This is a genomic window from Methylobacterium sp. Leaf466 (assembly GCF_001425565.1).
Lineage (GTDB): Bacteria > Pseudomonadota > Alphaproteobacteria > Rhizobiales > Beijerinckiaceae > Methylobacterium.
Map to the genome: position 1 here is coordinate 206408 of NZ_LMRC01000012.1, position 21498 is coordinate 227905.

The following is a 21498-nucleotide window of genomic DNA, read 5'->3' on the forward strand; positions in this document are numbered from 1 at the left end:
CGAATTCCGAGACCGTCGGTGGGCGGCCCCTCGCATCGAGCCGGCACTCGGTTTGCCGGGACTCGGTTTCGTGTCGGGTGGATGACATTCGTCTCGCTTTCTGGAAAACGCGACGCCTCCGGCCGCCGGTTTCATCACGACAGACGTTCCTGGGGGCGCGGGCCATCCCAACGTGGGCACCGGGCGACCACACACCTGTCGGGACCTCATGACCTGGTACGCCGCGCGCTTGAAGGAACTCTACGAGGGCGACACCGACCGGGCGCATCGCTTCCGCTACGGCCTGCTCGTCTTCGACGTGGCCACGATCCTGTTCGTCATCGTGTCGTCGTTCATGCCGCGCACGGGCTGGATCGCGGTCCTCGACATCGTGCTCGGATTGATCGTCCTGCTCGATTTCGTGGCTCGCCTCGTCGTCAGCCCGCGGCCCAGCCGCGAGTTCCTGCGCGTCACCACCTGGGCCGATCTGGCCGCGATCGCGTCGTTCCTGCTTCCGCTCCTGGGCGAAAGCGCCGGCTTCCTGCGCATCCTGCGCACGCTCCGGCTCCTGCGCACCTACGAACTGCTCGACCGCCTCCGGAAGGACAGCGCGCTGTTCCGCCACCACGAGGACGCGATCCTGGCCGGCACCAACCTCGTGGTGTTCGTGTTCGTGATGACCGGGGTGATCTACGTCACCCAGCACGGCAGCAACCCCGCCATCGCCACCCCCGTCGACGCACTCTATTTCACGGTGACATCACTCTCGACCACGGGTTACGGCGACATCACCTTGCCGGGTACGACCGGCCGGCTGATCTCGGTGTTCGTGATGATCTGCGGCGTGACGCTGTTCTTCCGCCTCGCGCAGGTTCTCTTCCGCCCCTACAAGGTGCGCTTTCCCTGCCCGACCTGCGGCCTCCAGCGCCACGAACCCGACGCGGTCCACTGCAAGGCCTGCGGCGTCACCCTGAACATCCCCGACGAGGGCGATAGCTAGACAGGCGAACGGAGGGGCCGCCGTTGCAGGCGGCCCCTCCAGGGGATCGGTTCGGGCTCAGGCGGCGAGCAGCAGGTGAGCCGATTGATAGACGGTGACGATCAGGCCCGCCGCACAGACGGCGGCCATGACGTAGGTGAAGGTCTTCAACAGCATCCGTTCGTTCCGAGGGGCCGGATCAGCAGCGGTTGCCGCCAGAGGTCTGGCCGTACTGCTGGACGGGGAAGTTCTGCTGGTTGGCATTGCCTTCGGCGGCCGAACTCATCGGACAGCCGAAATAGGCCGGCGGGCGACGGACGTCGTTGATCGAGCCCGTGGTCTCCACATCGTAGGGCGAGAAGGTCGTGTAGCGAGAGGGTCTATCGAAAGCCATCGCGGACGAGATCGGAGCAACGCCAAGGACAAGGGCGGTGGCAATAGCGGCGATACGGGTCTTCATAATGGCTTGCTAGCTCCTTGACAGTACGGACCAACTGTTTGGTCCGCTTCTCACTGTGTAAGCCAGATATGGGGTGCCGATCTCATCCACGACGTGCGCGCAGGCACATGAGCGGCCGGATTAAAACCGTCGGCTGCACCCGGTCTCGCGCCGTCACCGCCGGGGGAAGCCTAAAACGGTTCGTCGCGCGGTGTTTCTCCAGGGCAAGCCTCGCTTCAGGGCATGCCTCGCTTCAGAGGAGGCCTCAACGGGCCACCTGTCGGCGACCGTCCGGTTCGCCGCGGTCGCGAAAGACTCGCCGCGGTCGATGCGGTCAGGCCGGACCCGCGACCCCCGCCTGCGCGAACGTCGCCATGTCGCGGTGGCAGGCCAGGGCGCCCTTGAGCACGCCGATCGCCATCGCGGCGCCTGAGCCTTCGCCGAGGCGCATTCCGAGGGCCAGCAGCGGGACCAGTCCGAGCCGTTCGAGCACGTCGGCATGGGCACCCTCCGCCGAGACGTGGCCGGAGAGGCAATGGTCGAGGGCGGCCGGGTCGATGGCGTGGAGCACCGCCGCCGCCGCGGTGGCGACGTAACCGTCGAGGACCACCGGCACCCGCTGCAGGCGGGCGGCGAGAATGGCGCCGGCCATGGCGGCGATCTCGCGGCCGCCCAGGCGCGCCAGGACCTCCAAAGGATCGTCGAGGTGGCCGGCGTGGTGGGCGAGCGCGTCGGCCACGGCCTGCGTCTTGCGGGTCAGCCCGGCCTGGTCGACCCCCGTGCCGCGGCCGACCCAATGGGCCGGCTCGCCGCCGTAGAGGGCCGCGTAGATCGCCGCGGCGATGGTGGTGTTGCCGATGCCCATCTCGCCGAGCCCCAGGCAATCGGTGCCGGCGGCCACCGCCTCCATGCCGAAGGCCATGGTCGCCACGCAGTCCTTCTCGGAGAAGGCGGGGCCGGCGCAGATGTCGCCGGTGGGCAGGTCGATGGCCAGATCGAACACCTTGAAGCCGAGGCCGTAGGCGGCGCAGATCTGGTTGATGGCACCGCCGCCGGCGGCGAACGTGTCGAGCATCTGCCGGTTCACCTCCGGCGGGAACGCCGAGACGCCGCGGGCGACGACCCCGTGGCTGCCGGCGAAGACGCAGACCAGCGGCCGGTCCAGGCTCGGCCGGCCCTTGCCCTGCCAGGCGGCGAGCCATTCCACCAGGCGTTCCAGGCGACCGAGGGCGCCGGCGGGCTTGGTCAGCATCGCGTCGCGCTCGCGCACCATGGCGAGGGCGTCGCCGTCCGGGCCGGGCATCGTGGCGATCAGGCGGCGGATGTCCGCGAACGGGCCTTCTTCGGACGGTGTCTCGACGGTCATGGCGACATCCCTCGCGCGGGTCGGGCCGGGATGGCGGCGCGCTGTCGCTCCGCTATAGCTTTCGCAGGTGCGAGGGTGAAGGCGGGCCGACTATGGCGCAGGATGCGCGCGACATCGCGGAGCCCGGCTTTCCCGGGGCTCGGGCCGCCTACGACCTCGCCGCGTGCCTGCGCTTCTACAGCCGGCTGCCGGTGCCGCGCCTGCCCGGCGAGGGCGACCCGCACGGCGTGCCCGATTTTCGCACCGCGCCGCGGATGCTGCCGCTGGCCGGCCTCGTCCTGGCACTCCCCTCGGGGCTCGTGCTGCTCGGCGCCTGGGCGCTCGGGCTCGGGCCGTTCCTGGCCGCGACCCTGGCGGTGGCGGCCGGCGTCCTCGTCACCGGCGCCCTGCACGAGGACGGGCTCGCGGACGTCGCCGACGGGTTCGGCGGCGGGGCCACCCGCGAGTGCCGTCTCGAGATCATGCGCGACAGCCGCATCGGCGCCTACGGCGGCGTCGCCCTGATGCTGTCGCTGGCCCTGCGCATCGGGGCGCTCGCGACCCTCCTCGACCGGATCGAGGCCGTCGCCGCGGTGGCGCTGGTCCTGGCCGCGGCGCTGTCGCGCACGGCGGCGCTGTATCCCCTGGTGGCGCTCGATCCGGCCCGGCCGGGGGGCGCCGGCGCCGCGGTGGGACGCCCGAGCCGCCGGACTTTCGGCATCGCCGTGGTGCTCGGCCTGGGTCTCGCGGGTCTGAGCCTGCCGTTCGGTCTCCCGGTCGCCGCTCTCGCCCTGATGGTCGGCGGCTGCGCCCTCGCCGCCTGGGGCGTCGCCGGCCTCGCGCGGCGCAGCATCGGCGGCCAGACCGGCGACGTGGTCGGGGCCTGCCAGCAGCTCGCCGAGATCGCGGCCCTCCTCGGTCTCCTTGTCGCGACCCCCGCCTGAGGCCATGCCCTCGACTTGATCCCGGCCGCGCGGCCCGGCATGGAACGGGTCATGATCAGCCTCGTCCAGAAAGCCTCCAGCCCCTGCACCAAGCTCTGCGTCCTCGACGATGGGCTGGGGCTGTGCGAGGGCTGCGGCCGCACCCGCGACGAGATCGCCCTGTGGGGGGGGATGCCGGAGGCCAGGCGCCGGGCGATCATGGCGACCCTGCCCGAGCGCCTGAGAGCCGCCCAGCGCCGCAAGGTGGCACGATGATCAACCTCGCCATCGGGGTGCTCGGCATCGTGCTCGTGGCCCTCGTCCTGAATCACGGCGAGGGTCGGATCGTCGGCCTCGAGCCGGAGCAGCTCGCGGGGCTGGCCGGCAGCGGCGCGCTGCTCGCGATGATCGCGGCCGGGTTCTGGGGCGAGTTCCGCAGCCGCATGGGCGAGAACCTGCGGGCCTTGGCGATCTGGGGCCTCCTCGGCCTCGCCTGCGTCGGCGCCTACGCCTATCGCGACGAGGCGCGCGAGGTCGGCAACCGCATCGTGGGCGAGCTGCGCCCCGGCAGCGCCACCACCGGGCCGGGCGGCAGCGTCACCATCGCCCGGCGGGCGGGCGGCGACTTCCAGGTGAGGGCGGCGGTGAACGGGCGGGTGCAGACCTTCGTCTTCGACACCGGCGCCAGCGCCGTGGTGCTGACCGCCGAGAACGCCGCGGCCCTCTCGCTGACGCCCAAGGAGTCGGAGTTCAGCGTGCGGATCTCCACCGCCAACGGCACCACGGTGGCCGCGCCGGCCTACCTCGACAGCCTCGCGGTGGGCGACATCACCCTGAGGCGGGTCTCGGCGCTGATCAGCCGTCCGGGCGCCCTGTCCGACAATCTCCTCGGCATGAGCTTTCTCAGCCGCCTCGGCTCCTACGAGGTCCGCGGCGACCGGCTGACCCTTCGCGCGCCCTGACCGTTCAGGCGGCGCGGGTCGCCTCGGGCCAATCGCGCGAGACCATCGCGACCGCGTCGCGCAGGTCCCGGAGGCCGGCGTCGGACTGCGTGCCCACGGTGGAGAGGTGGCGGCGATAGGCGCGCGCGCCCGGCCGCCCGTTGAACAGGCCCAGCATGTGCCGGGTGATCGTGTGGAGGCGGACCCCCTCGGCCAGGGCGTCGGCGATCGTCGGCGCGAAGGCCTCGACCGCCGCGAAGGCGTCGGCCACCGGCGCCGCCTCGCCGAACAGCGTCGGGTCCACCTCGAGGAGGATCGCCGGGTCGCCGTAGGCCGCCCGGCCGATCATCACCCCGTCGACCGCGCTCAGATGGCCGAGCGCGTCAGGAATCGTGGCGATGCCGCCGTTGACGGCGATCGGCAGGGTCGGCCGCGCCCGCTTCAGGGCGGCGACGCGCGGGTAGTCGAGGGGTGGCACGTCGCGGTTCTCCTTGGGCGAGAGGCCCTGGAGCCAGGCCTTGCGGGCATGGACGACGAGGGCGTCGACGCCCGCCGCGACCACCGCCTCGGCGAGGGCGTCGAGGGCCTCCTCGCCCTGGTCGTCGACCCCGATGCGGCACTTGACCGTCACCGGGACGCGGACGGCCGCCTTCATCGCCGCGACGCAATCGCCGACCAGCCCCGGCTCGCGCATCAGGCAGGCACCGAAGCGACCGTCCTGGACCCGGTCGGACGGGCAGCCGACGTTGAGGTTGACCTCGTCGTAGCCGTAGTCCGCCGCGATGCGGGCGGCTCTCGCCAAGTCGGCCGGGTCCGAGCCGCCGAGCTGCACCGCCACCGGATGCTCGGCCGGGGAAAAGGCGAGTAACCGGTCGCGCGGCCCATGGAGCACGGCGCCGGTGGTGACCATCTCGCTGTAGAGCCGCGCCCGCCGCGACAGGACGCGGTGGAACGACCGGCAGTGACGGTCCGTCCAATCCATCATCGGTGCGACGGAGAGTCGGTAGGGACTGAATGCGTTGATTTCTTTAACTGCGTCGGTCACTCGCGGTCGCTTTCGTGCAAAAATCCCCGACTTATGCGGGTCAAGCTAGTCTTGCCCTCGAAGGTGGTTCATTAATGTTCTTCGAACGAGACAGCCAAAGTAACACTATGATTCTCTTTCGCCATCTGTCCTATGTCTGTCGCCGCCGCAACAAGGGATTGGTCGGAACGAGATGAGATTCAGACTCAAAATATTTTGGCCCAACTTGCAGGCCGTATTGAAGGTGACAATCGAGAATTGTCGCGGAACTCGATCAACATCAAACGACCGAGATCAGACTATTATACTGCCTACCACGCTACGCCTTTATGAGAGACAGTACCCGCTCCATTACTCGAATTGTTTCTCGCCAAATGAAGGACGCCGAGGTCCAAGCCCCCAAACTTTTTCGAGAAACTGAAGCTTAGAAGCCCTTTGCGTGGACAATGTATTTATCCGCTCAATCGAGCATGTGAACCAAGCATCAACCTCGACAATGTCGCCATCGAAATGATTGACTGGCTCAATCTTTCGAAGAGTTAGACCGGCTCGTCCAAGAATATCTACGATGTCGGCAAGAAGCTTTTGACCTTCATAAATCGGGTATAGATGCGCCTCAACCTTGACACCCAGGCAGTGATGCAATGCGCCGCCAAAACCCTCCAAAATATTGTACTCAAATCCTTGGACGTCGATCTTGACTGCGTCAGGTAGCGGTGCTTCGCCACTTGCAACTAGTGCATCAAACCGAACGCATTCTACTTCAAGCTCGTGTGTGACCCGGAATGCCGGGCTGATAGAGTAAGACGCAAGGAATTTTTGATTCGGAACGAGAAGCGACGTACAGCCGAGACTTTTGGTAACGTGAAGAGTTCGATGCTCTGCGCGGTTGCTTAATGCGCGCTCGATCACAACTCCCCCTGGACTGGCCGCAATTTTTGTCCGGGCCATAGCCGCTTCTGGCGGGTTCGGCTCGAACAAAACGGCACGCACATTGGCAATATGAGGAAGCCAATCCTCACCAACCCCCCCTAGCCCGCCGACATCGACAAAAGTAAAGATATCGGTATCCGGTTTCAATTTCAACTCCTCCGGTAGATTAGGAAATATCCGAGTTACTTTACCCATCCATAAATCGGCAACAGCGCCAATATCTAAAACTACAGCTCCTGAGTTTTTCAATTTTGCTGCATAAATTTTCCCCAACATTCCAGCTGCAACAAGCCAAATTTGGCCACGCCGATCTACGGGAGCGTCCAAAAATTTACTAATTTCATTAAAACGCTCTGGCCAATGCCTTCCGGCTACTGCATTGTCACCTAATGTTTCAGCGTGAATCTGCTCGCCGGGAACCTTAAGGAACTCGATCCTCTCAATACCATATGTGCGCTGGAGAGCCTTTGGTAGCTCGCCGTGACAGCTGATAAGTCCGACAGTTTGTCGGTCTTGAAGCACGCGAGCGAGAGTACCTGAGATTAGTAGGTCATAGTGAACACCTAAATGAAACACAGGAACTTTACTGGCCCACTCTGGGTCTTTGTCCGCCAAAGCAAGTAGCTTTCGCATCGTATTCACGACCCATGCTATCCCTCGTGGAGACGTAAGATCGTATTCCGTTTGAATCGCTTCAAAATACATACTCCCAGCAATTACATCAGCTTGCTGGATAGACTCATTAAAAACTCCCGCAGCTGCGCGGTAAGCGGGTTCTTCAAGTACGGAGGAGTCTTGGAACCATATTTCAGTAAATTCTTTTCTATTAGACTTGTAGTAGACTGAATATTCTGCCTCATCCTCAGAATTGAGGAGTATGTGCGCTCCCTCACCATCACCAAGACGAAGAAGAAGATATGGCTTACCAAATTCTAGTGCGTGGTTTATATCCAACTCGATTTGAGAGATAGTTTTCGCCGCAAAGCTATCTTTAACGCGATGACAGAGAGATTTGGCGGTCGATCTATCATAAATAGACACAAATTTTACAAACTGACTGTAAGAAATTATTGTATCTTTGTTTTCCGGAAAAAGATGTGACGCTCTTTGGAGAGTCGCTTCTGCGTCATTTTTCTGACCAACGACTGCATATTGTCGTACTAGCCAAAGCAGGCATTTGAGGTCTTCCAGCTCGGCGAGCGCACGTTTTAGATAAAAAATGGCTTTATCCGGTCGCCCTATGACTGCAAAACTATATCCAAGTTCCCAGGAACAATGATATTTAAAGGGATCGATCAGTGTAAATTGTTGGACGATTGTTTCTGCTTGATCAAGAAGTCCTTTTTGTCTGAGTAAGATAACTATCTTCGATGGTACTAAAGGGAAATTATTTTTATTGGCATTATCGACAACATTTTCTACCATCGCGTGCCTTATGAAAATGTCGGATTCAATATACAAAGCGCAAAATTCTTCTATCTCAATATCTGTCACTTGAAAATTTCCTTAGTCGGCATTTTTAAGAAAGCAAAGGTGCTCGGATTTTGTAGATCAAGTCGGAGGAAAAAGGCAACCGGTGAGGTGGCCAGAATGCTGTAGAGATTGACAATTGTAGGTCTAAAAGATGCCTTCAGGCTTCGATCTTGTTATCTTCAGAAGGCATCGGTCCTAGGTCCAACGTACGACTCATTACTGTATAATTATAAAGCCGTTTCCCCGGGCCGTATTTGAGCGATGCGCAGATAGTTCTAGCGTTTTGCTACGCTGGCTTTACCCATGTCCGGCTGCGAGGGACGCTCGATATTGCTGGTGTTCGATACGCTTCTTAAAACCGTCGATTGCCGCAACCTGACGCATTTTCAGGGCTTCGCGGCTCAGCGAATCGGTGGATTTCCGGAGCGAGACAAAAAACTCGAACTCGTCCGGGTCAGTGCTCAGAACATTGATGATCTCAAAATCGAACCGCTCCAACATTGCGGCCTGGCGAATAAGGTCCAAAAATGACAGTGGCGTGTAAATCCAGCAGTGACTGTCGAAATATTGCCCCTCTTGAGCGATCTGTTTGGCCTGAGTCTCGGCGATCCAAAGTGCGAACTCGCCATTGTAGGGGGCGAGACCCTTGGGATCGATCTGGCTCTTCCAGATGTCGCCGGGCTCGATTTTCGCGATGTGGACGCAATGGTCGACCATCTGGCGAATGCTCGGCTTCGAATACCCGAGTAGATCGGCCTCGATCAACTGCCCGATGGTGCTCACCGGGCAGTTGACGTCGAAGGTGTACCGCTTGTCGGGGATGGCGAGGTTGAACGTACCCCCCGCGCGCAGGACCTCATGGATGCCGCGAAACCATCCCAAGGTGTTCGGTACGTGCTCAATGACGTGGCTGGCGATCGCGAAGTCGTATCGGTTCCCGCTTCCGACGATGTCTGCCAACGAACCGTTTCCGCTCCAGACGTGATGAACGTCAACGATGCCGGCGACCCGATCAGGTAGGGCGGCATGTTGTTTGCGCAAGTTGCCGGCGTCCGTATAATCTACATATTCGCAGATGCCGAATTCCGGCGCAATAATCGGGTTGTTGAGTGCTCCGATTTCCACGCCCATGTGAATGGCCGGATCGACCCCGAAAGTCAGTCTTCTGTTTCGCTCCGATACCGGAGACCAAACATTCTTCGTTTCCATATCGAAATCTCGTTCCTAGGCCGTCGAGAAGGCAAAATGAACCAGGCCGTCTTTTCGCAGGTCCGTTCGGTCCGGGCCAAGCGGTCAGGGTTTGTACCTCAATGAGCCCATGGTTGCGCGCTTTATTCCTCCAGGAGATGCATTTTTCGGATGGGTTGCAGACGACGGCTCAGTGGTCGTGCTTGCAGTCCGGGCCGTGGACGTGGCCATGGTCGTGAGCCGCGTGGTCGTGCCCGTGATCCGGGTGGCCGTCACCGGCGTGGGCCTGGTGATCGTGCGCGTGATGATCGTGGCCGCATTGGCTGTGGTCGTGCGCGGCGCGCTCGGGCTTGAAGGCGCGCGAGACGGCCTGCGCGGTGCAGCCCTGGCCGCGGACGAGTTCGGCCACCGCCGCGTCGGCCGGGACGTAGAGCACGTCGGGCCCGATTTCGGCGGCCACGTGGTTGCCGCCGAGCTGCCAGGCCAGGCGCATGAGGCGGGCCGGGTTCTCGGCCCGCACCGCGATCAGCGGTTCGGCCGCCGCGCGCACCGCCACCAGGCGGCCGTCGTCGAGGCGCAGGGCGTCCCCGTCCTCCAGCCCCGTGGTCGCGGTGAGGGCGAGGGTGAGGCCCAGGCCCCCCTGCCCGGTGATCTCGCCCGTCGTCGCCTGCCGGGCGGCGTGGTCGAGGATCACGGTGTCGACCACGGACTCCGGGCGGACGGCCGGCTTGCGGACGATGGTGGTGGCGCGCAGCATGATGTCCTCGGTGACCGACCCCGAACCTGTGGGGATCGGGCCTCTCTAAAGGGTTTTCCATGCGAACGGAAAGCGTGGGCGGAACCGAATGCCGCCAGGGTGCATTCATGAGCCTGTACGGCTAAGCTCATCCCAGCGCGGTGATCCGCCGGATCGTCGAGCCTGACCCATCACGGCGCAAAGCCGGACCCGATCCACTGCACAAGGGACCTCCGCCATCATGAAGAAGCTCATCGCCACGGCCCTCGCGGGCGCCCTCGCCCTCTCGCTCGGCGCCTGCAACACTCCCGAGGACCGCGCCCTCGGCGGCGCCGGCCTCGGCGCCCTGGCAGGAGCCGCCATCGGCGGAGCCGCCACCGGCCGCGCCGGCGGCGCCCTGGCCGGTGCCGCCATCGGCGGAGCCGGCGGTGCCATCGTCGGCGCCGCCAGCGCGCCGCGCTGCCCCTACGGCACCTACCGCGACGCCTACGGCGACGTGTACTGCCGCTGAGTCCATCGGGCCGATCGGCCGGTCTTCACGGCCGGCGAAGGAGGGGCTGGAACCGACGGTTCCGGCCCCTTCTCGCATCTGCGCTATCGCTTTTGCACCTGCGTGCTCCGGTGTATGGCTTGCGCCCGATGCCGTGTTCCCGTGCCGAGACGATGACCGTCGACTTCCCTCCCGTCCACACCGACCGGCCCCTGCGATGAGCGACGGAATCTGGGGCAAGCTCGGCGGCGCCGGCCTCGGGCTCGCCATCGGCGGGCCGCTCGGGGGGCTCGTCGGCCTCGCGGCCGGGCACTTCCTGGTGGACCGCGAGGGCGCGATCTTCGGCACGACGCCGCGCGACGTGGTCTTCACCACCGGTCTGGTGGCCCTCGCCGCCAAGATGGCGAAATCCGACGGGGTCGTGACCGAGTCCGAGGTCGAGGCCTTCGACAAGGTGGTGGCGGTGGACGCCGATGCCCGCCCCGGCGTGGCGCGGCTGTTCGACCTCGCCAAGGGCACGACCAGCGGCTTCGAGGCCTATGCCCGGCAGATGGCCTCGGTCTTCCACGACGAGCCGCAGATGCTCGAGGACGTGCTCGACGGCCTGTTCCACATCGCCAAGGCCGATGGGGCGATCCACGAGGCGGAGGAACGCTACCTGCGCGCCGTCGCCGAGATCTTCGGCTACGACGAGCACGCCTTCCGGCGGATCGCGGCGCGGCACATGCGCCTGTCGGACGATCCCTACCTCGTGCTCGGCTTGGAAGCGGACGCCGAGGACGGCGCGCTCAAGGCGGCCTACCGCGCCCTGGTGATCGAGAACCATCCCGACCGGGCCATCGCCCGCGGCCTGCCGGCGGAGGCGGTGGCCATCACCACCCGGCGGCTCGCGGCCATCAACGCCGCCTACGACCGCATCGCGACCGAGCGGGGCCTGCGGTGAAGGCGACCCCGGAAAGCGCCGTCGCCACCAGCGTGGTGCCCTCGCCCAACCACGGCGAGCGCATCGGCGGGCCGCCGACCCTCGTGATCCTGCACTACACCGGCATGGATTCGGCCGCCGCCGCCATCCAGCGCCTCGCCAACCCGCTCTCCGAGGTCTCCGCCCACTACGTGGTCCTGGAGGACGGCAGTGTGATGCAGATGGTCCCGGAAGGCCGCCGCGCCTGGCACGCCGGCCGTTCGGCCTGGGCGGGCGAGCGCGACGTGAACTCGCGCTCGCTCGGCGTCGAGATCGTCAATCCCGGCCACGACGGCGGCCTGCCGCCCTACCCGGACGTCCAGATCGCGGCCGTGATCGCCCTGTGCCGGGACCTCGTCTCGCGCTGGCCGATCCGTCCGGCCGGCGTGCTCGCCCATTCCGATATCGCGCCCGAGCGCAAGGAAGACCCCGGCGAGCGCTTTCCCTGGGACCGCCTCGCCAGGGAGGGCGTCGGGCACCATGTGCCGCCGGCCCCGATCCGCGACGGGCGCTTCTTCGCGCAGGGCGACGCCGGCCAGCCGATCGAGGCGCTTCAGGCGATGTTCGCCCTCTACGGATACGACCTTGCGGTGACCGGCACCTTCGACGCGCGGACCCTGGCGGTGGTGACGGCCTTCCAGCGCCATTTCCGCCAGGAGCGGGTCGACGGCATCGCCGATTCCTCGACCATCACCACCCTGCGCGACCTCATCGCGGCCAGAGACAGGCCCCCACCGCCATCGCCGTGACGGTCAGTCCCTCCTCGCCTGCGACGCCGATGCCGGCGGGTGTCGGACCGCGATGCGGACCCTCAGCGCGCCCGCGCTGACGAGGCGACCTCGTCTCCGTCCTGCGCGCCGCCCCTCGTCCGCCACAGGCTGTAGACGATGCCGCCGGTCAGCAGCGTCACGGTGACGAGCAGCGACACCCACGGCGGCAGGTGGACGAGGTCGAAGGTATCCGCGACCACGATCTTGAGGCCGATGAAGATCAGGATGAAGGCGAGCGCCGTCTTGAGGTAGGCGAAGCGGTCCACCATCGCGGCGAGCGCGAAATAGAGCGCGCGCAGCCCCAGGATCGCGAAGATGTTCGAAGTGTAGACCACGAAGGTGTCGGTGGTGATCGCGAAGATCGCCGGCACGCTGTCCACCGCGAAGATCACGTCGGCGAGGTTGACGAGGACTAGGCCGAGCGCCAGCGGCGTGAGCCAGCGCACCATCTTGCCGGTCTCGGGATCGGGCTTCTTCACGACGAATTGCTGGCCGTGCAACTCGGGGGTGATGCGGAAGAAGCGCCGCAACACCTTGACGGCGCGGTTGTCGTTGATGTCGACGGCCTCGGTCTCCTCCTTCGAGACGAGCATCTTCACGCCCACGAAGATCAGGAAGGCCGCGAACACCGTGAGGATCCAGGCCGCCTGATGCACCAAGGCGGCGCCGAGCCCGATCATCAGCCCGCGCATCACGAGGGCGCCGAGGATGCCCCAGACGAGGACGCGGTGTTGGGCGGCCCGCGGGATGCCGAGCGAGGTCAGGATCACCGCGATGACGAAGACGTTGTCCATGGACAGCGACTTCTCGACGACGAGGCCGGTCACGTATTCCTGTGCCGTCTGCCCGCCGAAATACCACCAGACCCATCCGCCGAAGGCGAGCCCGAGGCCGAAGTAGAAGGCCGTGAGCAGCAGGCTCTCACGCACCTCGATGACGTGGTTCTTGTCCTTGTGGAGAACGCCGAGGTCGAAGGCGAGCAGCGTGACCACGACCGCGTGGAAGCCGAGCCACATCCAGATCGGCTTGCCGAGCCATTCGACGAAGAGAAATTCGGGCATGCGCGGGCACCATCGATGCTTTTCAAGGGAGAGGAAAGCATCGGCTCCGACATCACGGAGGCATGAAAACGCGCTCCGCCAGAGGGGCCCGCAGCCGATGTCGCGGACTTGGGAAGGCCTGTCGGCGGAATCAAGGGTGTCCGGGAGCCTTGCGGTTCTCCGGGAGCCTTGCGGTTCTCCTTGACAGGACGGGTGCCGATGCGGCTCCGCATGGGCATGCAAGACGTGCCGCCGACCGATATCGCCGTCATCGGGGCCGGCCCCGCCGGTCTCTTCGCCGCCGAGGTGCTGGCTGGGGCCGGCCACCCCGTGACGGTCTACGACCGGATGCCGTCGGTGGGCCGCAAGTTCCTGATCGCCGGACGCGGCGGCCTCAACCTCACCCATTCCGAGGCGCTGACGGATTTCCTCGCCCGCTACCGGCCGGCACCGGCCGGCCTCGTCAGGGCGGTCGAGGGTTTCCCGCCCGATGCGCTGCGGGCCTGGTGCCACGACCTCGGCCAGCCGACCTTCGTCGGTTCGAGCGGCCGGGTGTTCCCCGAGAGCTTCAAGGCCTCGCCGCTGCTGCGGGCCTGGCTCGCCCGCCTCGACGGCCTCGGGGTCCGGATCCGGGCCCGCCATCGCTTCGTCGGCTGGTCCGACGCCGGCGGTGCCGCCTTCGAGACCCCCGACGGACCGGTGACGCGGCATTCGGGGCCGGTACTGCTGGCGCTGGGCGGCGCGAGCTGGCCTCGCCTCGGCTCGGACGGCGCCTGGGTCCGGCTCCTCGAGGGCCACGGCGTGCCTGTCTCGCCCCTGAGGCCGGCCAACGTCGGTTTCACGGTGGCATGGTCCGAGCACCTGCGTAGCCGCTTCGCCGGCGAGCCCCTGAAGCGCATCGCCCTGCGCTTCGGCGACACCACCGTGCGCGGCGAGGCGGTGGTGACCGCCGACGGCATCGAGGGCGGGGCGGTCTATGCGCTCTCGCGCCCGATCCGGGAGGCGATCGCCGCGCGCGGCGAGGCCGTGATCCACCTCGACCTACGGCCGGACCTCGCCCATCGGACCTTGGTCGAACGGCTCGGCGCCGCGAAATCCGGGCAGTCCCGGTCCACCACCCTGCGCAAGGCCGCGGGCCTGAGCCCTGTGGCTACGGCGCTCGTCTACGAGGCCGCCGGCCGCACGCTGCCCGACGACCCGGTGCCGCTCGCCGCCCTCGTCAAGGCGGTGCCCGTCCGCCTGCGCGCCCCGCGACCGATCGAGAAGGCGATCTCCACCGCCGGGGGCGTCGCCTTCGCCGGCCTCGACGACCGGTTCATGCTCACCGCCCGGCCCGGCACCTTCGTGGCCGGCGAAATGCTGGATTGGGAGGCGCCCACCGGTGGCTACCTGCTCCAGGCCGCCTTCGCCACCGGGCGCGCCGCGGCCCAAGGGCTTCTCGCCTGGCTCGGCGAAGAGGCGGTCAGGCCCCCGTCATAGGCGTGCGCAGATCCCGATCATGCCCTGGCTGTCGGCGGGACAGGCGGCGCTCGGCGCCCCGCCGCTCTGCATGAAGGTCGGGCTGCGCGCCTTGAGGCAATAGGCCGAAACCAGGACCTCCGCGGTCTCGCAGGTTATCTCGCAGCCGCCCACCGGGCAGCTCTCGAGCCTCAGGAGCCGGAACGCGCTCGCGGATGGGACCGGTGTGGCCACGACGGCGGCCGCACCCGCCTGCCCCGCCGCACCGTCGGCCCCGGCCGTCCCCGCCACGCCCTGCGGCCCGGCAGGCCCCTGCGGACCGGGCTCGCCCCGCTCGCCCTTGGGACCGGGCGGTCCTTGCGGTCCGGCCTCGCCCTTCGCGCCGGGCTCGCCGCCAGGACCCGGATCGCCCTTCGGACCCGGATCGCCCTTCGGACCCGTTTCACCTTTGACGCCGGCTTCCCCGTTCGCCCCCGGAGCACCGGCCACACCCGCGACCCCCTGCGGTCCCGATGAGCCGCAATTGGCCACCACCGCCTCGCGCTCGTCCTCGCCCGCCTTCAGCGTGGCGACGCAGTTGGGGGGCAGATAGGGCAGCCGGAACGAGAAGCGCCCGCGCTTGTCGGCGATCACCGAGATGTCGTCGTCGAGCACCACGACGAGACCGCCCTTGCGCAGGCTCCCCGAGATCCGCAGGTCGCCGGCCTCGATGCGTGCCTCGTAGACCGTGATCGGCTGGCTCGGCTCAGGCGGTCGCTTGGCCCGCGGCTTGGACGCTTTCGGCGCCGACCGCGCACCCGGTGTCCCCGCAGACGGGCCGTCGGACGGCTCCGCGGGAGCCGCCGTCTCGCCGGGCAGGACCTGGATCGCCAGCTGCGCGGCGGCCGGCACCGACGCGACCGGTCCCGCCAGCACCATGGCCGCCAGGAGGAAAGCGACGCCGTCGAGACGCATGGATCTGTTTCCGGCCACCGCCGCGTCCCGGCGCGGCAGGCGGACATTGGCGTCGGGCATCCGGAACGGTCAAGCCTCGTGATCGCCCGATCGAAGGCTCGCCGCCGTTCCGGCCGGGATCGTCAGGCCACCTCGAACGACGTCCACAACCCGGTGTCGAAGCGCTCCAGCACCGCCGCGCTGATCAGCCAGCGCCCGGGATTGTCGGCGAGGAAGGCGATGCGGGCGGTGCGGCCTTCCGGCAGCTGGAACGTGTCGAGCCAATAGGGCTCCCAGCCGTCGTCGAGGTTGTGCAGCAGGCGGAAGGCGTGGCCGTGCAGGTGCAGGCCCTGCGTGAAGGCCGTCTCGTTCTTGATGGCCAGGACCACCACCTGACCGCGCTTGACGGTGAACAGCGGCGGCTGGCCCGCTGCGCCGCTGACGCCGTTCATCGCCCAGATCCGGGCCGGATCGCCGGAATAGCTCGGCTCGACCTCGGGCTTGGCCTTGTCGATCCTGGCGCCGCCGGTGATCGCGATGTCGCGCCGCACCGCGTTCTGCAGCTTCACCTCGGCCGGTAGCAGGGTGTTGACGCCCACCGGTCCGATCGGAGAGCGGTTTCCGGCGACCGGCTCGCCCCTGGTGGTGATGCTGGCGAGCGCCAGGCCTTCCCCGATCAGCGCCGTGATCGCGCCGCTGACGGCCGAACTCGGGAGGTCGACCAGCAGGTCGTAGCGGGTCCCGGGGCCGAACGGCAGCGTCGCGCGCAGGGGCTCGAAGGTGTCGGTGGGCTGGCCGTCGACGGCCACCACGTAGACCTTGAGCCCGTCGAAGCGGATGCGGGTCGCACGGGCGTTGCAGGCGTTGGCCAGCCGCAGGCGCAGCCGCGCATTGGGCGGCGCCTCGATCGCCTCGGGCGTCGGGCGGCCGTTGACGGTGACGAGGTTGCCCAGGCGCCCGGAGGCGGCGGCGAAGGGCGTCTGGCCGAAGGCCAGCAGGGCGGCCTGGTCGTCGAGCCGCCAGTCCTGCATCAGCAGGGGGATGTCGCGGTCGACCGGGGGCAGGACCTTCTCCTCGACGATCAGCATTCCGGCGAGGCCTCGCCCCGACGGCTCGCTCGATCCGCCGACCACGAGGGGCCGCATCAGGAAGGTGCCGGCGTCGGGGGGCGTGAAGGCGTAGGTGAAGTCCGCGCCCGGTGCGATCGGCGGCTGCGTCACCCCGCCGACGCCGTCCATGGCGTTGCGGTTGCGCACGCCGTGCCAATGGAGCGAGAGCGGCTTGTCGGTCCGGTTCTCGACCTTCAGGCGCACGGGCTCGCCGTGCCGCGTCCTCACCACCGGCGGTGCCGCCTTGCCGTCGAAGGCCCACAGGGCGGTCTCGGGTGCCGGTTCCGGCTTGAGACGGGCCTTGAGGGGGCCGGCGACGAGGTTGCGCGGCTCGGGTGCAGGCGTCGCGGGCTGCGCGCCGCCCACCGAGGGAAACACGGCCAGCCCCGCTCCCAGGGCGCCGGCCCCGAGCACCGCGCGCCGCGAGGGACCGCACGGGGCGGCGACGGTGGACGGGCCGGGTCGATTCTCTGGCATGGGTCCTCGCGGCCTCGTCTGCGATGCGGCTGGCTTGTAGACGGCGTCGGCGCGATCCGCCAAACGGCCGGCGCGCGGGGCCCTGGGGGCCTGCAAGTTTTTTGCTGCGGGCCGGATCGTGCGTGCTATAGAGCCGCGCTCTGGCGGCGGGATGCGCGCCGGGCGTGGACGCTTGCGGGCGTGGCGGAACTGGTAGACGCGCTGGATTTAGGTTCCAGTGACGATGAGTCGTGGGGGTTCGAGCCCCTCCGCCCGCACCAGCCCCGCCGTCGGGAACGGAATGGCTCATAGCGATGGCCGGCCCGGCCTGCCGTAACTGTCGTACCACCGGCCCGTGCGTTTCTCGCTGTCGTCGGCCGCCGCGACCCGGGTTCGGGGGCGAGGCCGGGCGAGACCCATTCGCGTGATCACACGGACGACAGCGGAAAGACGACCATGCAGGTGACCGAGACACTGTCCCAGGGCTTGAAGCGCGAGTTTCAGGTTCTCTTCGCGGCCCACGAGCTCGAGGATCGCCTGAACAGCGAGTTGTCCACGCTCAAGGACAAGGCCCAGATCAAGGGCTTCCGCCCCGGCAAGGTGCCCGTGGCGCACCTGCGCAAGCTCTACGGGCGCTCGGTGATGGCCGACGTGCTGCAGAACGCGGTCAACGAGGCCAACCAGCGGATCGTCACCGACAACAACCTCAAGCTGGCGCTGGAGCCCAAGATCGAGTTCCCCGGCGAGCAGTCGGTGGTGGAGCGCGCCCTCGACGCCAAGGGCGACATCGCCTTCAACGTGGCGCTGGAAGTGCTGCCGAGCTTCGAGCTCGCCGACCTCTCCGACGTCAGCCTTAAGAAGCTCGTGGTCACGCCTTCCGAGGCCGAGGTCGACGAGGCGATCGGCCGCATGGCGAGCCAGGGCCGGCCGTTCAGCCCGAAAGCCGAGGGTGAGGCCGCCGCCACCGGCGACCGCGTCACCATCGACTTCGTCGGCCGCATCGACGGCACCGCCTTCGAGGGCGGCACCGGCGAGGGCGTCGATCTCGAGCTCGGCTCCGGCCAGTTCATTCCTGGCTTCGAGGACCAGCTCGTGGGCGCCACCGTCGGCGAGGCGCGGCTCGTGAAGGCTTCGTTCCCGGCCGAGTACGCCGCCGAGCACCTGGCCGGCAAGGACGCCGAGTTCGACGTCACCGTCACCGCCATCCAGGCGCCCGGCGAGGTCACCCTCGACGACGCGTTCGCCAAGGGCTTCGGCATGGATTCCCTCGAGAAGCTCCGCGAGGCGATCTCCGCCGCCATCGGCAGCGACTTCGAGGCGCAGTCCCGGCGCAAGCTGAAGAAGGAGCTCCTCGACGCGCTGGACGGCAAGTACAGCTTCGACCTGCCGCCGAGCCTCGTCCACCAGGAGTTCGCCGCCGTCTGGGCCCAGGTCGAGCAGGATCTCAAGACCCGCGGCAAGACCTTCGAGGACGAGGGCACCACCGAGGAGAAGGCGACCGCGGAATACCGCCGCATCGCCGAGCGCCGCGTCCGTCTCGGCTTGGTGCTTGCGCAGGTCGGCGAGACGGCCGATATCAAGGTGACGGACGAGGAGGTGAACCAGGCCCTGATCGCGCGCATCCGGCAATACCCGGGGCAGGAGCAGCAGGTCTGGGACTTCTATCGGAAGAACGCACAGGCGCTCGCCGAGCTTCGCGCGCCGCTGTTCGAGGAGAAGGTCGTCGACCATGTCCTCGCCCAGGTCCAACTCGTCGAGGAGCCCGTCTCGAAGGAGACGCTGTTCGCCGACGAGGACGAGGACAAGGCGGACGGCAAGGCCGAGCCCGCCCCGGCCTCCGACAAGGCCGACTGAGCCCGACGCTCTCCTCCGAAGGGGCTGCGGGCAGATTTTTTAACTGAGGCGCCCATAACGGTCGCCGTTGTTCGCTGCACGTCCGGTCCGCGAGTGGGTTCGCGGCCGGATTCCCCTGGGAGCCTGGGCACGATGATGAGAGATCCGGTCGACTATTATAACAGCGCGCTCGTGCCCATGGTGGTGGAGCAGTCGAGCCGCGGCGAGCGGGCGTTCGACATCTACTCGCGGCTCCTGCGCGAGCGGATCATCTTCCTCACCGGCCCGGTGGAAGATTACGGCGCTTCGCTCATCGTCGCCCAGTTGCTGTTCCTCGAGGCCGAGAACCCCAAGAAGGAGATCTCCTTCTACATCAACTCGCCCGGCGGCGTGGTGACCTCGGGCCTCTCGATCTACGACACGATGCAGTTCATCCGTTGCCCGGTGACGACGCTGTGCGTCGGCCAGGCCGCCTCCATGGGCTCGCTCCTGCTCACCGCCGGCGCCCCCGGGCACCGCTTCGCCCTGCCCAACGCCCGGATCATGGTCCACCAGCCTTCCGGCGGCTTCCAGGGCCAGGCCACCGACATCCTGATTCACGCCCGCGAGATCGAGGCGCTCAAGAAGCGCCTGAACGAGATCTATGTGAAGCACACCGGGCGCGACTACGACACCATCGTGACGGCGCTGGAGCGCGACAACTTCATGACCGCCGACGCGGCCAAGGAGTTCGGCCTCATCGACGAGGTCATCCAGAAGCGTCCCGAGCCGGCCGCCGCCTGACGCCGGGCGTAATCCTTTGCCGCGACGGGAACGGGCGGGTCCGCCTTGATCCTGCCGCGGCAGCGTGCTTGCATCTCCTCGCCGGGACGTTCTCGTCAGAAGCGCGCAGGTGACTGTTTCTTTAGGCGGATGCCATTACATCTGAGCGAACCGTGCGTGCCGGAGGCTGGCCGCATGTCCGCACATCGGAGACCGATATGAGCAAGACTGGCGGCAACGACTCGAAGAGCACGCTGTACTGCTCGTTTTGCGGCAAGAGCCAGCACGAGGTCCGCAAGCTGATCGCGGGCCCGACGGTGTTCATCTGCGACGAGTGTGTCGAACTGTGCATGGACATCATTCGCGAGGAGTCGAAGTCCTCTCTCGTGAAGTCGCGCGACGGCGTGCCGACGCCCAAGGAGATCCGCCGCGTCCTCGACGACTACGTCATCGGCCAGGATTTCGCCAAGAAGGTGCTCTCGGTCGCGGTGCACAACCACTACAAGCGCCTCGCCCACGCCTCGAAGCACAACGACGTCGAGCTGGCCAAGTCCAACATCATGCTGATCGGGCCCACCGGCTCCGGTAAGACTCTGCTCGCCCAGACACTCGCCCGCATCCTCGACGTGCCCTTCACGATGGCGGACGCGACGACGCTGACCGAGGCCGGCTACGTCGGTGAGGACGTCGAGAACATCATCCTGAAGCTGCTCCAGGCCTCCGACTACAACGTCGAGCGGGCGCAGCGCGGCATCGTCTACATCGACGAGATCGACAAGATCAGCCGCAAGTCAGACAACCCCTCGATCACCCGCGACGTGTCCGGCGAGGGCGTGCAGCAGGCCCTCCTGAAGATCATGGAGGGCACCGTCGCCTCCGTGCCTCCGCAGGGCGGCCGCAAGCACCCGCAGCAGGAGTTCCTGCAGGTCGACACCACTAACATCCTCTTCATCTGCGGCGGCGCCTTCGCCGGGCTGGAGCGCATCATCTCGGCGCGCGGCAAGGGCACCTCGATCGGCTTCGGCGCGACCGTGCAGGCCCCTGACGACCGCCGGACCGGCGAGATCTTCCGGAATGTCGAGCCCGAGGACCTGCTGAAGTTCGGCCTGATCCCCGAGTTCGTGGGTCGTCTGCCGGTGCTCGCGACGCTGGAGGACCTCGACGAGGTCGCCCTCAAGCGCATCCTGCAGGAGCCCAAGAACGCGCTCGTGAAGCAGTACCAGCGCCTGTTCGAGATGGAGAACGTCGACCTGACCTTCCAGGACGAGGCCCTCTCCATGGTCGCCCGCAAGGCGATCGAGCGGAAGACCGGTGCGCGCGGCCTGCGCTCGATCCTGGAGACCATCCTGCTCGAGACGATGTACGACCTGCCCGGCCTCGATTCCGTGGAGCAGGTGGTGATCGGCCCCGAGGTGGTGGAGGGCAAGTCTCGCCCGCTCTACATCCACGGTGACCGCAACAAGGACGTGCCCGCCAGCGTCAGCGCCTGAGGGCGATCCCGAGCCGGCCCCCTTGTCGCATGAGGGGCCGGCAGGCCGGCGGGCCGCTTGAAGACCCTCGCCGCAGGGACCATTTGAAGCCTAGCGCGATGGCCGCACGCCCACTGTCTGGGGTCCGGTGCCGCGCCGCCAGCCGCATCGTCTCCGTTGCTTCCGACCCCCTCGCGGCCCGGTCGGCCCCTGGCAGGTTGCTTGCTCCTCATTGAGAGGCGGCTGCCCGGCGTCAA

20 protein-coding genes and 1 tRNA gene are annotated in these 21498 nt (G+C 66.9%); 12 read left to right on the forward strand and 9 right to left on the reverse strand.

Annotation, left to right across the window (positions count from 1 at the left end; all coding sequences use genetic code 11):
* Window positions 1-208 precede the first annotated feature (208 nt).
* A complete protein-coding gene (locus ASG59_RS07280) occupies window positions 209-979 on the forward strand; it encodes a potassium channel family protein (protein ID WP_056407775.1) in 771 nt (256 codons plus the stop codon).
* Between the two features lie 178 nt (window positions 980-1157).
* On the opposite strand, the gene ASG59_RS07285 is transcribed toward ASG59_RS07280, so the two are convergent.
* Both ASG59_RS07285 and cobT read right to left on the reverse strand, forming a co-directional pair.
* Window positions 1158-1418, reverse strand: coding sequence for a hypothetical protein (locus ASG59_RS07285; RefSeq protein ID WP_056407776.1), 261 nt, complete (start codon window positions 1416-1418; stop codon window positions 1158-1160).
* Between the two features lie 313 nt (window positions 1419-1731).
* Window positions 1732-2763 (reverse strand): nicotinate-nucleotide--dimethylbenzimidazole phosphoribosyltransferase, encoded by a 1032-nt coding sequence (gene cobT / locus ASG59_RS07290; RefSeq protein WP_056407778.1) that lies wholly within the window; start codon window positions 2761-2763, stop codon window positions 1732-1734.
* A 92-nt stretch (window positions 2764-2855) separates the two neighbouring features.
* On the opposite strand from cobT, the gene cobS reads away from it, so the two are divergent.
* From cobS to ASG59_RS07305, 3 genes are read left to right on the forward strand one after another with little or no spacing between them, the layout of a single operon-like run.
* Window positions 2856-3686 (forward strand): adenosylcobinamide-GDP ribazoletransferase, encoded by an 831-nt coding sequence (gene cobS / locus ASG59_RS07295; protein ID WP_056407781.1) that lies wholly within the window; start codon window positions 2856-2858, stop codon window positions 3684-3686.
* Window positions 3687-3737: 51 nt separating this feature from the next.
* Window positions 3738-3941: a DUF1289 domain-containing protein gene (locus tag ASG59_RS07300; RefSeq protein ID WP_082494548.1), complete on the forward strand. Its 204-nt coding sequence runs from the start codon at window positions 3738-3740 to the stop codon at window positions 3939-3941.
* Window positions 3938-4627, forward strand: a complete 690-nt coding sequence (locus ASG59_RS07305) for a TIGR02281 family clan AA aspartic protease (protein WP_056407783.1) — start codon at window positions 3938-3940, stop codon at window positions 4625-4627. Before ASG59_RS07300 ends, ASG59_RS07305 begins: the two co-directional genes overlap by 4 nt.
* Before the next feature lie 4 nt (window positions 4628-4631).
* On the opposite strand, the gene dusA is transcribed toward ASG59_RS07305, so the two are convergent.
* The 4 genes from dusA to ASG59_RS07320 all read right to left on the reverse strand — a co-directional run bounded on the left by dusA (window position 4632) and on the right by ASG59_RS07320 (window position 9981).
* Window positions 4632-5651, reverse strand: coding sequence for a tRNA dihydrouridine(20/20a) synthase DusA (gene dusA, locus ASG59_RS07310; RefSeq protein ID WP_082528664.1), 1020 nt, complete (start codon window positions 5649-5651; stop codon window positions 4632-4634).
* Window positions 5652-5981: 330 nt separating this feature from the next.
* Window positions 5982-8057, reverse strand: coding sequence for an FkbM family methyltransferase (locus ASG59_RS19800; protein ID WP_156399147.1), 2076 nt, complete (start codon window positions 8055-8057; stop codon window positions 5982-5984).
* A 276-nt stretch (window positions 8058-8333) separates the two neighbouring features.
* Window positions 8334-9245, reverse strand: a complete 912-nt coding sequence (locus ASG59_RS07315; RefSeq protein ID WP_156399148.1) for a class I SAM-dependent methyltransferase — start codon at window positions 9243-9245, stop codon at window positions 8334-8336.
* 169 nt (window positions 9246-9414) lie between these two features.
* Window positions 9415-9981, reverse strand: a complete 567-nt coding sequence (locus tag ASG59_RS07320; protein WP_056407790.1) for an urease accessory protein UreE — start codon at window positions 9979-9981, stop codon at window positions 9415-9417.
* Window positions 9982-10201: 220 nt separating this feature from the next.
* Here ASG59_RS07320 and ASG59_RS07325 point away from each other — a divergent pair, with 220 nt between their 5' ends.
* From ASG59_RS07325 to ASG59_RS07335, 3 genes are all read left to right on the forward strand, one after another.
* Complete coding sequence (locus tag ASG59_RS07325) at window positions 10202-10471, forward strand: hypothetical protein (protein WP_055885784.1); 270 nt, start codon at window positions 10202-10204, stop codon at window positions 10469-10471.
* A 196-nt stretch (window positions 10472-10667) separates the two neighbouring features.
* On the forward strand, window positions 10668-11393 hold the full coding sequence (locus tag ASG59_RS07330) for a DnaJ family molecular chaperone (RefSeq protein ID WP_056284190.1): 726 nt from the start codon (window positions 10668-10670) through the stop codon (window positions 11391-11393).
* On the forward strand, window positions 11390-12160 hold the full coding sequence (locus tag ASG59_RS07335) for an N-acetylmuramoyl-L-alanine amidase (protein WP_056407792.1): 771 nt from the start codon (window positions 11390-11392) through the stop codon (window positions 12158-12160). Before ASG59_RS07330 ends, ASG59_RS07335 begins: the two co-directional genes overlap by 4 nt.
* Before the next feature lie 62 nt (window positions 12161-12222).
* On the opposite strand, the gene ASG59_RS07340 is transcribed toward ASG59_RS07335, so the two are convergent.
* Window positions 12223-13242 carry a TerC family protein gene (locus tag ASG59_RS07340; protein ID WP_055885792.1) on the reverse strand — a complete coding sequence of 340 codons (1020 nt, stop codon included), beginning with the start codon at window positions 13240-13242 and terminating at the stop codon, window positions 12223-12225.
* A 216-nt stretch (window positions 13243-13458) separates the two neighbouring features.
* On the opposite strand from ASG59_RS07340, the gene ASG59_RS07345 reads away from it, so the two are divergent.
* Window positions 13459-14700: a TIGR03862 family flavoprotein gene (locus ASG59_RS07345; protein WP_056408074.1), complete on the forward strand. Its 1242-nt coding sequence runs from the start codon at window positions 13459-13461 to the stop codon at window positions 14698-14700.
* Here ASG59_RS07345 and ASG59_RS21405 read toward each other — a convergent pair.
* Window positions 14695-15633, reverse strand: coding sequence for a hypothetical protein (locus ASG59_RS21405; RefSeq protein ID WP_056284464.1), 939 nt, complete (start codon window positions 15631-15633; stop codon window positions 14695-14697). The genes ASG59_RS07345 and ASG59_RS21405 overlap by 6 nt on opposite strands.
* 122 nt (window positions 15634-15755) lie before the next feature.
* Complete coding sequence (locus ASG59_RS07355) at window positions 15756-17198, reverse strand: multicopper oxidase family protein (RefSeq protein ID WP_056407794.1); 1443 nt, start codon at window positions 17196-17198, stop codon at window positions 15756-15758.
* Window positions 17199-17372: 174 nt separating this feature from the next.
* Between ASG59_RS07355 and ASG59_RS07360 the strand changes: the two genes are divergently transcribed.
* The 4 genes from ASG59_RS07360 (at window position 17373) to clpX (ending at window position 21262) form a co-directional block, all read left to right on the forward strand.
* Window positions 17373-17458 (forward strand) — tRNA-Leu (locus ASG59_RS07360).
* Between the two features lie 175 nt (window positions 17459-17633).
* A complete protein-coding gene (gene tig / locus ASG59_RS07365; RefSeq protein WP_056407796.1) occupies window positions 17634-19031 on the forward strand; it encodes a trigger factor in 1398 nt (465 codons plus the stop codon).
* 135 nt (window positions 19032-19166) lie between these two features.
* Window positions 19167-19793 (forward strand): ATP-dependent Clp protease proteolytic subunit, encoded by a 627-nt coding sequence (locus tag ASG59_RS07370; protein WP_055885801.1) that lies wholly within the window; start codon window positions 19167-19169, stop codon window positions 19791-19793.
* A 197-nt stretch (window positions 19794-19990) separates the two neighbouring features.
* Window positions 19991-21262, forward strand: a complete 1272-nt coding sequence (clpX, locus tag ASG59_RS07375) for an ATP-dependent Clp protease ATP-binding subunit ClpX (protein ID WP_055885803.1) — start codon at window positions 19991-19993, stop codon at window positions 21260-21262.
* Window positions 21263-21498: the final 236 nt, after the last annotated feature.